The 11,876-nt window shown below is 70.8% G+C and carries 13 protein-coding genes and 1 riboswitch; of the genes, 9 read left to right on the top strand and 4 right to left on the bottom strand.

The window, feature by feature from the left end:
* The 8 genes from hpt to IL992_RS42520 all read left to right on the top strand — a co-directional run bounded on the left by hpt (window position 1) and on the right by IL992_RS42520 (window position 6,177).
* Window positions 1–558 carry a hypoxanthine phosphoribosyltransferase gene (gene hpt / locus IL992_RS42555; protein WP_240809458.1) on the top strand — a complete coding sequence of 186 codons (558 nt, stop codon included), beginning with the start codon at window positions 1–3 and terminating at the stop codon, window positions 556–558.
* A gap of 267 nt (window positions 559–825) precedes the next feature.
* The gene (ftsH, locus tag IL992_RS42550; protein ID WP_193208961.1) at window positions 826–2,835 is read left to right on the top strand and encodes an ATP-dependent zinc metalloprotease FtsH; all 2,010 of its coding nucleotides are present in this window, start codon (window positions 826–828) and stop codon (window positions 2,833–2,835) included.
* A gap of 2 nt (window positions 2,836–2,837) precedes the next feature.
* On the top strand, window positions 2,838–3,437 hold the full coding sequence (gene folE, locus IL992_RS42545; protein ID WP_319019184.1) for a GTP cyclohydrolase I FolE: 600 nt from the start codon (window positions 2,838–2,840) through the stop codon (window positions 3,435–3,437).
* A 74-nt stretch (window positions 3,438–3,511) separates the two neighbouring features.
* Window positions 3,512–4,384: a dihydropteroate synthase gene (gene folP / locus IL992_RS42540; protein WP_226874809.1), complete on the top strand. Its 873-nt coding sequence runs from the start codon at window positions 3,512–3,514 to the stop codon at window positions 4,382–4,384.
* A gap of 22 nt (window positions 4,385–4,406) precedes the next feature.
* Window positions 4,407–4,832 (top strand): nuclear transport factor 2 family protein, encoded by a 426-nt coding sequence (locus IL992_RS42535; RefSeq protein WP_193208960.1) that lies wholly within the window; start codon window positions 4,407–4,409, stop codon window positions 4,830–4,832.
* A complete protein-coding gene (folB, locus tag IL992_RS42530) occupies window positions 4,829–5,212 on the top strand; it encodes a dihydroneopterin aldolase (protein ID WP_193208959.1) in 384 nt (127 codons plus the stop codon). Before IL992_RS42535 ends, folB begins: the two co-directional genes overlap by 4 nt.
* Window positions 5,209–5,709, top strand: a complete 501-nt coding sequence (gene folK / locus IL992_RS42525; RefSeq protein ID WP_193208958.1) for a 2-amino-4-hydroxy-6-hydroxymethyldihydropteridine diphosphokinase — start codon at window positions 5,209–5,211, stop codon at window positions 5,707–5,709. Before folB ends, folK begins: the two co-directional genes overlap by 4 nt.
* 18 nt (window positions 5,710–5,727) lie before the next feature.
* Complete coding sequence (locus IL992_RS42520; protein WP_193208957.1) at window positions 5,728–6,177, top strand: DUF3180 domain-containing protein; 450 nt, start codon at window positions 5,728–5,730, stop codon at window positions 6,175–6,177.
* Between the two features lie 15 nt (window positions 6,178–6,192).
* On the opposite strand, the gene IL992_RS42515 is transcribed toward IL992_RS42520, so the two are convergent.
* The 3 genes from IL992_RS42515 to IL992_RS42505 all read right to left on the bottom strand — a co-directional run bounded on the left by IL992_RS42515 (window position 6,193) and on the right by IL992_RS42505 (window position 9,623).
* Window positions 6,193–7,377: an NADH-quinone oxidoreductase subunit D gene (locus IL992_RS42515; protein ID WP_193208956.1), complete on the bottom strand. Its 1,185-nt coding sequence runs from the start codon at window positions 7,375–7,377 to the stop codon at window positions 6,193–6,195.
* Between the two features lie 70 nt (window positions 7,378–7,447).
* On the bottom strand, window positions 7,448–8,719 hold the full coding sequence (locus IL992_RS42510; protein WP_193208997.1) for an aminotransferase class V-fold PLP-dependent enzyme: 1,272 nt from the start codon (window positions 8,717–8,719) through the stop codon (window positions 7,448–7,450).
* Between the two features lie 50 nt (window positions 8,720–8,769).
* A riboswitch (SAM riboswitch) is annotated at window positions 8,770–8,885 on the bottom strand.
* 60 nt (window positions 8,886–8,945) lie between these two features.
* The gene (locus IL992_RS42505; RefSeq protein WP_193208955.1) at window positions 8,946–9,623 is read right to left on the bottom strand and encodes a pentapeptide repeat-containing protein; all 678 of its coding nucleotides are present in this window, start codon (window positions 9,621–9,623) and stop codon (window positions 8,946–8,948) included.
* 76 nt (window positions 9,624–9,699) lie between these two features.
* On the opposite strand from IL992_RS42505, the gene IL992_RS42500 reads away from it, so the two are divergent.
* The gene (locus IL992_RS42500; protein WP_319019183.1) at window positions 9,700–10,899 is read left to right on the top strand and encodes a cytochrome P450; all 1,200 of its coding nucleotides are present in this window, start codon (window positions 9,700–9,702) and stop codon (window positions 10,897–10,899) included.
* Here IL992_RS42500 and IL992_RS42495 read toward each other — a convergent pair.
* Window positions 10,889–11,857: an SAM-dependent methyltransferase gene (locus tag IL992_RS42495; protein ID WP_319019182.1), complete on the bottom strand. Its 969-nt coding sequence runs from the start codon at window positions 11,855–11,857 to the stop codon at window positions 10,889–10,891. The two genes, IL992_RS42500 and IL992_RS42495, sit on opposite strands and share 11 nt — an antisense overlap.
* Window positions 11,858–11,876 lie beyond the last annotated feature (19 nt).

Here is an 11,876-nt window from a genome sequence, read left to right as displayed (position 1 = left end):
GTGGACGCAGCCGACATGGGCAAGGATCTCTCCAGAGTCCTCATTTCGGAGCAGGAGCTACAGGAGAAGATCAGAGAACTGGCGGGCCAGATCGACGCCGACTACGCCGGCAGGGAACTGTTGATCGTCGGCGTGCTCAAGGGAGCGGTCATGGTCATGGCCGACCTCGCCCGCGCGCTGCACGTGCCCGTGCAGATGGACTGGATGGCCGTTTCCTCGTACGGCGCGGGGACCATATCGTCCGGCGTCGTGCGGGTGCTGAAGGACCTCGACACCGACATCGCCGGCCGGCACGTGCTCGTGGTCGAGGACATCATCGACTCCGGGCTGACCCTCTCGTGGCTGATGAACAACTTGAAGTCGCGCAACCCGGCGTCCGTGGAGATCTGCACCCTGCTGCGCAAGCCCGACGCGGTGAAGGTGGAGTTGGACGTCCGTTACGTCGGTTTTGACATCCCCAACGAGTTCGTCATCGGGTACGGGCTCGATTACGCCGAGCGGTATCGCAACCTGCCGTTCATCGGGACTCTTGCGCCTCATGTGTATGGAGGGGAGTAAGCCCTTAGCGAAGTGACCCTCGAATCGTGCGTTATTGGGCGCCAGGTCCGGGAACACGGGGTTGGCTGACGTACGTTGGAAAGGCAAAGCCGGAGCCGCTCGGGCAGTTACCCGAGGCGGCTGCCGGGTGTACCTTCGGATATCCGTGGGAGGCCGCTTGGCCGGCCCGCGGTAGCCAGAAGGAGCGGTAAGGGATGCCGCGACCCCGGGGTTTCCCGGGGCAGGCCTTGGTCAGGAAGGGACGGGCCCGCCGGGGTTCCGCAACGGATGGATCTCAAGCGATTTACACGTGGCCCACTGCTGTGGATCCTGGGCATCGTATTGCTTCTCCTGCTCGTCACCACGATGTTCGGCGGAGACGGCAACTACACCACCGCTGACACCTCGACGGTCGTCCAGCAGATCCAGCAGGGCAATGTCAAGAACGCGGTGGTCGTCGACAAGGACCAGCGTGTCGAACTGACGCTGAACAAGCCGATCGACGCCGGCGGCAAGCAGGGGGTCACCCGCATCCAGGCCCCCTGGGTCGAGGGACAGGGCGTCCAGCTCACTCAGGCGCTCGACCAGGCCAAGCCCACCGGGGGCTGGACCGTCGAGGTGCCGAAGGAGAACTTCCTCGTCAGCCTGCTGGTCAGCTTCCTGCCGATCATCATCATCGTCCTGATCTTCCTGTTCATCATGAACCAGATGCAGGGCGGCGGCTCCCGGGTCATGAACTTCGGCAAGTCGCGGGCGAAGCTGATCACCAAGGACACCCCGAAGACGACGTTCGCCGACGTCGCGGGGGCCGACGAGGCCATCGAGGAGCTCCAGGAGATCAAGGAGTTCCTCCAGGCCCCGGCCAAGTTCCAGGCGATCGGCGCCAAGATCCCCAAGGGCGTGCTGCTGTACGGCCCGCCCGGCACCGGCAAGACCCTGCTCGCCCGCGCCGTCGCGGGTGAGGCGGGCGTGCCGTTCTACTCGATCTCCGGTTCCGACTTCGTCGAGATGTTCGTCGGTGTCGGCGCCTCACGCGTCCGCGACCTGTTCGAGCAGGCCAAGGCGAACGCCCCGGCGATCATCTTCATCGACGAGATCGACGCCGTCGGCCGGCACCGCGGCGCGGGCCTCGGCGGCGGCCACGACGAGCGCGAGCAGACGCTGAACCAGCTCCTCGTCGAGATGGACGGCTTCGACGTCAAGGGCGGCGTGATCCTCATCGCCGCGACCAACCGCCCCGACATCCTCGACCCCGCGCTGCTGCGTCCCGGCCGTTTCGACCGGCAGGTCGTCATCGACCGGCCCGACCTGGAGGGCCGCAAGGGCATCCTGCGCGTCCACGGTCGCGGCAAGCCGTTCGCCCAGGACGTCGACCTCGACGTGATCGCCCGCAGGACCCCCGGCTTCACCGGCGCCGACCTCGCGAACGTGATCAACGAGGCGGCCCTGCTGACCGCCCGTCAGGACCAGAAGCTCATCACGATGACGACTCTCGAGGAGTCGATCGACCGCGTGATGGCCGGTCCCGAGCGCAAGTCCCGGGTCATGTCGGACCAGGAGAAGAAGATCATCGCCTACCACGAGGGCGGTCACGCCCTGGTGGCCCACGCGCTGCCCAACTCCGACCCGGTCCACAAGATCACGATCCTGTCCCGCGGCCGCGCCCTCGGTTACACGATGACGCTGCCGATGGAGGACAAGTTCCTCGCGACCCGGTCCGAGATGATGGACCAGCTCGCCATGCTGCTCGGCGGCCGCACCGCGGAGGAGCTCGTCTTCCACGAGCCCACCACCGGCGCGTCCAACGACATCGAGAAGGCGACCTCGATCGCCCGCCGCATGGTCACCGAGTACGGCATGAGCGAGCGGCTCGGCGCCCGCAAGTTCGGCAGCGGCAACGGCGAGGTCTTCCTCGGCCGCGAGATGGGCCACGAGCGCGACTACTCCGAGCAGATCGCCTCGGCGATCGACGAGGAGGTCCGCCGCCTCATCGAGAGCGCGCACGACCAGGCGTGGGAGATCCTCGTCCAGTACCGGGACGTGCTCGACAACCTCGTGCTCGAACTGATGGAGAAGGAGACGCTCTCCCGGGAGCAGGTCCTCGAGATCTTCTCGCCCGTCGTGCCCAAGGAGAAGCGTCCCTCCTACGCCGGGTACGGCAAGCGCCTGCCGTCCGACCGTCCTCCGGTCATCACGCCCAAGGAGCGCGCGAACGGCAACGGCTCGGCGCTGCCCGCCGGCGGCACCGGCTCCACCCCGTGGGTCAACGACCAGTCGGCGCAGCGGGACGAGGCCTGACCGTGGCGGAACCCAACGTGGTGGGCCCGCCCCCCGGATTCGACCACGACCGGATCGAGAAGGCTGTCCGGGAGATCCTGTTCGCGATCGGGGAGGACCCCGATCGCGACGGGCTCCGGGACACCCCGGCCCGGGTGGCCCGCGCGTTCGCGGAGCAGTTCGCCGGCCTGGGCCAGCGACCCGAGGACGCGCTGACCACGATGTTCGACGCGGACCATGACGAGATGGTGCTCGTCAAGGACATCGAGGTGATGTCCACCTGCGAGCACCATCTGCTCCCGTTCCACGGCGTGGCCCACATCGGCTACACCCCGAACGACAAGGGACGCATCACCGGCCTGTCCAAGCTGGCCAGGCTGGTGGATGTCTACGCCCGCAGGCCGCAGGTCCAGGAGCGGATGACCTCCCAGATCGCCGACGGACTGATGCAGGTGCTGGAGCCGCGCGGTGTGATCGTGGTCATCGAGGCCGAGCACATGTGCATGACCATGCGCGGCGTGCGCAAGCCCGGCGCCAAGACGATCACGTCGGCCGTCCGGGGTGACTTCCGTTCCAGCGAGGCGACCAGGGCCGAGGCCATGTCGCTGATCCTGCGCGGCTGAGCGCGGGCGACGGCCGATTGGGACGGCGCTCCTGCCCGACAGGCATCGACCCTTGGGGCATTACTCTTGACCCCATGACCGCAGCGAGTGTGCCCGGTATGCCCGAGTTCGGGCGCTGTCTGGTCATGGGCGTGGTCAACGTGACCCCCGACTCCTTCTCCGACGGCGGGCAGTGGTTCGACGCCGACGTCGCGATCAGGCACGGCCTCGCCCTGGTGGCCGAGGGCGCCGACATCGTCGACGTGGGCGGCGAGTCCACCCGTCCGGGCGCGGCGCGGGTCTCCCTGGAGGAGGAGCTGCGCCGGGTCGAGCCGGTGATCCGCGCGCTCAGCCAGGAGGGCGTGACGGTCAGCGTCGACACCATGCGCGCGGAGGTGGCCGAGGCGGCCGTCGCGGCCGGGGCGAAGCTCGTCAACGACGTGAGCGGCGGGCTGGCCGACCCGGCGATGCCGCGGGTGGTGGCCGCGACCGGCGTGCCGTACGTCGTGATGCACTGGCGCGGGCACAGCCGCGACATGGACAGCCGGGCCATCTACGGCGACGTCGTGACCGAGGTGGCGGAAGAGCTCCGCAAGCGGGTCGACTCCGTGCTGGCCGAGGGCGTACGGGAGGAGCAGATCGTGCTCGACCCGGGCCTCGGGTTCTCCAAGAACGCCGAGCACAACTGGGCGCTGCTGGCCGGCATCGGCGAGCTGAACCGCCTCGGCCGCCCGTTGCTGATCGGAGCGTCGAGGAAACGCTTCCTCGGCCGCCTGCTGGCGGGGCCGGACGGCGAGCCCCGGTCGTTCGACGGCAGCGACGACGCCACACTGGCTGTCACCGCGCTCGCGGCGCGGGCCGGCGCGTGGTGCGTACGGGTGCACCGGGTGCAGGCGAACGCCGACGCGGTGCGTGTGGCCGCCGCGTGGAGGGCAGCAGCCGTACGACACGCTGACGAGGGCCGGTGACGACATGCCGACAGGGACGCCCATGAAGGACATCGAGGAGCTCAACCAGGCGTTCTACAACGCCATCGAGAGCGGCGACCTCGACAAGATGTCGGAGATCTGGATCGAGGACGTCCCCGGACGCCCGGCCATGTGCGTCCATCCCGGCTGGCCGATGCTGACCGGGCGGTCGGAGGTGCTGCGCTCGTGGGCGCTCATCATGGCCAACACGCCGTACATCCAGTTCGTGCTGACCGACGTGCAGACGACCGTGCTCGGGGACGTCGCCGTGGTCACCTGCGCGGAGAACATCCTCACGGCCGCCGACACCGACGAGCCGGGCTTCGCGGCCGGCCGGGTCGTCGCCTCCAGCACCTACGTGCGGACCGGGACCGGCTGGCGGTTGTGGCTCTACCACGGCTCACCGGTTCTGCAGAGCGACGACGACGAGGAGGATCAGGAGCAGTGACGGCGCGGCCGGCGACCAGTCGTGACACCGTGCGGTTGACGGGTCTGCGGGCCCGCGGCAGGCACGGCTGCCTGCCCGCCGAGCGCGAGCTGGGCCAGGAGTTCGTGATCGACGTGGCCCTGTGGTTCGACACCGCCCCGGCGGCGGCGGCCGACGACCTGACGCTCACCGTGGACTACGGGGCGTTGGCGGCGGAGCTCGTCCACATCGTGGAGGGCGAGCCGGTCAACCTCATCGAGACCCTCGCCGAGCGGCTGGCGGCGGCCTGCCTGGCCCACGAGCTGGTCGAGGAGGCGGAGATCAGCGTGCACAAACCGGCGGCGCCCATCCCGCTGCCGTTCGGCGACGTGGTGGTGACGATCAGAAGGGGTCGCGCATGAGGGTCGTGATCGCGCTCGGCAGCAACCTCGGCCGCCGCATCGAGAACCTCCAGGGGGCTCTCGACGAGCTGTTCGACGCCCCCGGGCTCACGTTCGTGGCGGTGTCTCCGGTTTACGAGACCGATCCGGTCGGCGGCCCCGAGCAGGGGCCGTACCTGAACGCCGTGGTGATCGCCGAGAGCATGCTCGACCCCCGCACGCTGCTCGACCGCGCGCAGAGCGTCGAGACCGCCTTCGGCCGCGAGCGCAGGGAGCGGTGGGGCCCCCGGACGCTCGACGTGGACCTCATCACGGTCGGGAACCTTATGTCGGACGACCCCGAGCTCACGCTCCCGCACCCCCGGGCGCACGAGCGGGCGTTCGTGCTGGTGCCGTGGGCGCAGGCCGATCCCGCGGCGGTGCTGCCCGGGCGCGGGTCGGTGGCGGCCCTGCTGGCCGACATGGACCAGAGCGGGGTGCGGCTGCGGCCCGACCTCGTGCTCGAACCCCCGGCCTGATCGACGAGGAGTCCCCGCGTGAAGCCCAGCAATCCCGGCGTGCTCGTCGGTCTCGTGGTCGTGTTCGCCCTCCTCACCTGGGGGCTGCTGCGGCAGTTCTACTCCATGGTGCCGACCCTGCCGTGGACCGCGATCCCCACCACACTGCTGCTGGCCGTCGGCGAGGCGTACACGGGCTGGCTGACCCGGGCGAGGATCCTGCGCCGCCCGAACACCAAGCCGGTCGAGCCGCTGGCTGTCGCCCGCCTGGCGGCGCTGGCCAAGGCCTCGGCGTACGTCGGGGCGGCGTTCGGCGGCATCTTCGCCGGGTTCGTGGTGCGCGTGCTCGACCTGCTCGACCTGGACAAGCCCCGCCAGGACGCGTTCGTCGGAGGCGGGTCGTTCGTGGCCTGCGTGATCCTGATCTGCGCGGCGCTGTTCCTCGAGCACTGCTGCCGGGTGCCCGGCAAGCCTTCCGGGGAGACCTGACCGCAACGTGTCGATCTACTTGTCGATGTCGCCGACCACGAAGAACATCGAGCCGAGAATCGCGATCATGTCGGCGACCAGGTTGCCCGGCAGCATCTCGCGCAGCACCTGGATGTTGTTGTAGGAGGCGCTGCGCAGCTTGAGCCGCCACGGCGTCTTCTCGCCCCGCGACACGAGGTAGTAGCCGTTCAGGCCGAGCGGGTTCTCCGTCCAGGCGTACGTGTGGCCCTCGGGCGCCTTCAGCACCTTCGGCAGTCGCTGGTTGATCGGTCCCGGGGGCAGGTGCCGCAGGCGCTCGACGCAGGCGTCGGCCAGGTCGAGGGAGACCTTGACCTGTTCGAGCAGCACCTGGAACCGGGCCTGGCAGTCCCCGGCCGACCGGGTCACGACCTTCACCGGCAGCTCGCCGTACGCGAGGTAGGGCTCGTCGCGCCGCAGGTCGAAGTCGACGCCCGAGGCCCGCGCGATGGGGCCGCTCACGCCGTACTGCATGATCGTCTCGCGGTCGAGCACGCCGACGCCGCGGGTGCGGGCCAGGAAGATCTCGTTGCCGGCGATCAGTTCCTCGATGTCGGGCAGCCGCCGCCGCACGGCCGCGACGGCGGCGGTGACGCGGTCGAGCCAGCCCAGGGGCAGCTCCTCCTTCAGCCCGCCCACCCGGTTGAACATGTAGTGCATGCGGCCGCCGGAGATCTCCTCCATGACGTGCTGCAGGGTCTCCCGCTCGCGGAAGGCGTAGAAGACCGGCGTGATCGCGCCGAGTTCCAGGGGATAGCTGCCGAGGAACATCAGGTGGCTGAGCACGCGGTTGAGCTCGGCCAGCAGCGTCCTGGCCCACACCGCCCTGGGCGGGGGCTGCATGCCCAGCATGCGCTCGACCGCGAGCACGACGCCCAGCTCGTTGGCGAACGCGGACAGCCAGTCGTGCCGGTTGGCGAGCACGATGATCTGCCGGTAGTCGCGCACCTCGAACAGCTTCTCCGCGCCGCGGTGCATGTAGCCGACGATCGGCTCGGCGGCCGTGATGCGCTCGCCGTCGAGGACGAGCCGCAGCCGCAGGACGCCGTGGGTGGACGGATGCTGCGGGCCGATGTTGAGGATCATGTCCTCGGTGGCCAGCTCCCTCGCCTGCACGGCGTCGGCACCCGCGCCGATCCCCACGATGCGTTCCCGGCGCGCGCCCTCCTGCTCGGTCGTCATGCCGTCCATGCTTTCACGCTCATACCGCACGAGCGAAAGCCTCCCGCGAGCTCGACCTGGCTCTCCGCCGTCAGGCGGTGGCGATATCGCGTAGGGCCTCGATGAGGCGGTCGACGTGCTCGGTGGTCGTGCCGATGCCGATCGAGGCGCGTACGGCGCTGAACGTGCCGTCCGCGCAGCCGCCGTCCTCACCGCCCCCGAGGAGGTGGCGGACGAACGGGTGGGCGCAGAATTTGCCGTCCCTGACGCCGATGCCCCACTCGGCCGACAGCGCCTCGGCGACCTCGCGTGCCGTACGGCCCGCGACGGTGAACGACACGATGCCGACGCGCGGGTGGTCCTGGCCCCACAGCGACAGCTCGCGTACGCCGGGGATCGTGGCGAGCCCGGCACGCAGGCGGGCGAGCAGCCGCTCCTCCTCCCGCACCAGCGCGGTCCAGCCGGTCGCGGTCAGCGCGTCGCAGGCGGCGGCGAGCGCGATCGCGCCGAGCACGTTGGGGGTGCCCGCCTCGTGCCGCGTCTCGGGGTCGTCGCTCCACTCGGTGGTCTCGCCCACCGCCTGTACGGCTCCGCCGCCGCGCAGGTACGGATCGGCGTCGGCGAGCCAGTCGGGTCGGCCCACGAGCACCCCGGCGCCGAACGGGGCGTAGAGCTTGTGCCCGGAGAAGGCCACGTAGTCGAGGTCGAGCGCGGCGAGGTTGAGCTCGCGGTGGGGGACGAGCTGAGCGGCGTCCACGGCGATCCGCGCGCCGTGCCGGTGGGCGATGTGGGCCAGCCCGGCGATCGGCCACAGCTCGCCCGTCACGTTGGAGGCGGCGGTCACGACGAGCAGGGCCGGGCCCTCGATCGCGTCGAGCGCCTCGTCGGCCGCCCGGATCGCCTCGCCCGGGAAGGCGGGCGGCGCGAGCCGTACGGCGTTCGGCCAGGGCAGCAGCGAGGCGTGGTGCTCGGTCTCGAACACGACGACGGTGGTTCCCTCGGGGAGGCTGCGGGCCAGCAGGTTCATGGCGTCGGTCGTGTTGCGCACGAAGACCAGCGCGTCGCCGGGGCGGGCGCCGACGAAGGCCCGAACGGTGTGCCTGGCCTGCTCATACCTGGCCGTCGTGAGCTGCGAGGCGTAGCCCGCGCCCCGGTGCACGCTGGAGTAGGCCGGCAGCGCCGCCGCGACGGCGGCGTTCACCGGCTCGAGACAGGGCGCGCTCGCCGCGTAGTCGAGGTTCGCGTACGGCACGAGCCTGCCGCCCTTGACGGGCACCTCCAGGTCGGAGCCCACGACAGCCGGTAGGCGCACGGGCTCGGAGATGCGGTTGACGGCCTGCTGGACGAAGGTGAGTGCGGACAACGCCACGCCTCCTCGGGGTCGGGGACCCCGGCCATGGCGTCGGAAGGCAGGGCCCGCGCTTGTCCGGCACACCTCGCGCCGGACCCGGTCCTCACCCGGGGCACCCCGCCGCGAGCGCGAGGGTTGCCGGCCAGCAAGCCGGGGCTTGACGCTGGCACTCATGACCTGGACGGCACTATAACCCGGTTCGGCCCCCCGGCCGCAAGTGCCGTGGACTCAAGTGCCTTCAGTCGTCGTCGACCGTGACACCCAGGATGTGGGCGAACATCGGCGCGAGCTCCATCAACTGGACGCCGCTGATGGTCGCGCCGCGCAGCGCGTCGTAGCCGTCGGAGATGCCCAGGGACACGGCGCCACGCAGGTCGACCCGGGACATGCACGCCTTGTCGAAACGCACCCGTTCGAGCGTGGAGCCGGGGAAGGCGACGCCGGTCAGCGTGGCGCCCGCGAAGTCCACGTCGCGCAGCGTGCACTCGACGAACGAGACCTCCCGCAGGTCGGCCGCGCGGAGGTTGACCGAGTCGAGCTTGCACCGGTGGAAGGTCACATGGTTCATCTCGGCGCCGGGCAGCGCCGTGCCGGCCGGGGCGCTCATGATGATCTCCGCGTCCGCCCAGGTGGACTCGGTGAGGTCGCCGCCCACCCAGCGCACGCCGTTCAGCCACACGTCCGAGAACCGGGCGCGCCGATACCGGCCGCCGACGAACGTCACCGAGGTGAACGCCGACTCGATGAACCGGGCGTTGGAGGCGTCGGCGTCCTCGAACTCCTGCCCGTCGAACAGGACCGTGTCGTAGTCGCCGCCCTGAGCGAGCCGGCCGTCGAACGGTTCGAGGTGATCGGCGTAGGGCAACTCGCCGAGCTCGCGGGGTTCTCTGCGGTGCTGTTCGCGGCGCTTCGGCATCGCCCCAACCTACGCCATGACGGACCCGCACGCCCGTACTCCCGGGCGAGGTCTTTCATCCGTATTGTTGTCCATTGTGAAGTTTGATCCCTGGAATGCCGAGTTCATCGCGTACCCCTACGACGCCTACCGCGACCTGCGCGACAACGAGCCGGTCAGCTTCTTCGAGCCGACGGGACAGTGGCTGATCGCCCGCCACGCGGACGTGAACGCGCTGCTGCGCGACCGGCGCCTCGGCCGGTCCTACCTGCACGTGGCGACGCACGAGGCGTTCGGCCGCGAGCCCGAGCCGGAGTTCCAGGAACCGTTCTGGCGGGTGATCCGGGCCGGGATGCTCGACGTCGAGCCGCCGGTCCACACGCGGCTGCGCCGCCTGGTGTCCAAGGCGTTCACGCCCCGCATGGTCGAGTCGCTGCGTCCCCGCGTACGGAAGATCGCGACCGAGCTGACCGAGGGACTGGTCGAGCGCGGCGGCGGCGACCTGCTGGCAGAGGTGGCCGAGCCGCTGCCGGTCACTGTGATCGCCGAGATGCTGGGCGTGCCCGAGGCCGACCGCCACCTGCTGCGCCCCTGGTCGGCCGACATCTGCGGGATGTACGAGCTGAACCCCTCGCTGGAGGTCCAGCACACCGCCGTACGCGCGGCGACGGAGTTCGCCGGCTACCTGCGCGAGCTGGCCAGGGCACGCAGGGAGCGGCCGGGCGACGACATGATCTCGGCGCTGGCCCAGGTGGTTGACGACGGGGACCGGCTGACCGAGGACGAGCTGATCGGCACCTGCGTGCTGTTGCTCAACGCCGGCCACGAGGCCACGGTCAACGCCACCGGCAGCGGGTGGTGGGCGCTGTTCCGCAACCCGGGTGAGCTGGAGCGGCTGCGCGCCGACCCCGGCCTGATGCCGACGGCGGTCGAGGAACTGCTGCGCTACGACACCCCGGCGCAGATGTTCGAGCGGTGGGTGCTGGAGGACATCGCGGTCGGCGGGGTGACGATCCCCCGGGGTGTGGAGATCGCCCTGCTGTTCGGCTCCGCCAACCGGGACCCGGAGGTCTTCGCCGACCCGGACCGTCTCGACCTCGGCCGGGCGGACAACCCGCACATCTCGTTCGGCGCCGGCATCCACTTCTGCCTCGGCGCGCCGCTCGCCCGGGTCGAGATGGCGGAGTCGTTCGGGGCCCTGCTGCGGCTGGCGCCCAAGCTTGAGCTCGCCGAGGAGCCTGCCTGGAAGCCCAGCTACATCATGCGCGGCCTGGAGTCGCTCAAGGTCACCGTCTGACCACCTGACTGAGCCAGCCGAAGCCGCCGAGACCGGCCGGGTCGATCAACTCGGCCTCCTGGGAGGCCCGGCCGAGCGCGCGTACGTATCCGGCGGGATCGGCGGACGCCAGCGCGAGCGGCGGGCGGGCGCCGGTGACCCCCAGGTCGCGCAGCGCCTCCCGCTGCGTGGTGAGCGTGGTCGCCCGCGCCCCCGCCCGCTCGCCTGCCGCCGCGCAGGCGTCCAGCGCGACGTGTGCGGTGATGTCGCACGACCCGTCCGGTGTGGGCGGCACCACCGAGCCGTCGCGATATCCGGCGACCGTGCCGAGCGGGGGCCGCCGCCCGGCCGGATGGGCGTAGTCCACGGCGACCGCCGTGCCGCGCGCCAGCCGCGTGATCAGCGAGGCCCACGCCTCGTCGCGGGGGTGGCCGATCTCGGCGCGTTCCCCCGGTGAGCGCAGCGGCCACCAGCGCTCCAGCCAGGCCAGGTCCTCGGGGCCGGGAGCGGGCCCGAGCCGTTCTTCGCCGGTCGAGGTGTCCACGAGCACCAGGCGAGGGCCGTCGGGCGTCATCTCGGCGATGTCGAGCGGCACGTTGTCCAGCCACTCGTTGGCGATCACCAGGCCGGTGATCCCGTACGGCGCCTCCGGCTCCCAGGCGACGCGGGGGTCGAGATCGCCGGGCCGGGGGGACAGGTCGACGGCGATGACTCGCAGCCGCTCCGCGAGGTCCGGTGGCGCGGCGGCCCGCACCCGGGCGGCCAGCAGGCCGTTGCCGCTGCCCATGTCCACGAGATCGACCGGATCGGGCCGGCCGAGGGCCGCGTCGACCCGCAGGAGCAGGCGCAGCACCGACTCGGCGAAGACCGGCGAGGCATGCACCGACGTGCGGAAATGGCGGTCGGGGCGCTCCCGCAGGTAGAAGCCCTCCGCGCCGTAGAGCGCCCGCCGCATGGCCTCCCGCCAGGTGACCTCCACGACGCTTCAGGTTACCGAC

Source organism: Microbispora sitophila (assembly GCF_014892245.1).
Taxonomy (GTDB): domain Bacteria; phylum Actinomycetota; class Actinomycetes; order Streptosporangiales; family Streptosporangiaceae; genus Microbispora; species Microbispora siamensis.
Note: the sequence above shows the minus strand (reverse complement) of the source record. Positions and strands in the feature narration are given on the sequence as shown.

Excerpts from the sequence above, each read along its gene's own strand:
- folP (WP_226874809.1), top strand. The coding sequence starts at position 3,512 with ATGACCGCAGCGAGTGTGCCCGGTATGCCCGAGTTCGGGCGCTGTCTG.
- folK (WP_193208958.1), top strand. The coding sequence starts at position 5,209 with ATGAGGGTCGTGATCGCGCTCGGCAGCAACCTCGGCCGCCGCATCGAG.
- IL992_RS42505 (WP_193208955.1), bottom strand. The coding sequence starts at position 9,623 with ATGCCGAAGCGCCGCGAACAGCACCGCAGAGAACCCCGCGAGCTCGGC.
- IL992_RS42535 (WP_193208960.1), top strand. The coding sequence starts at position 4,407 with ATGAAGGACATCGAGGAGCTCAACCAGGCGTTCTACAACGCCATCGAG.
- ftsH (WP_193208961.1), top strand. The coding sequence starts at position 826 with ATGGATCTCAAGCGATTTACACGTGGCCCACTGCTGTGGATCCTGGGC.
- IL992_RS42515 (WP_193208956.1), bottom strand. The coding sequence starts at position 7,377 with ATGACGACCGAGCAGGAGGGCGCGCGCCGGGAACGCATCGTGGGGATC.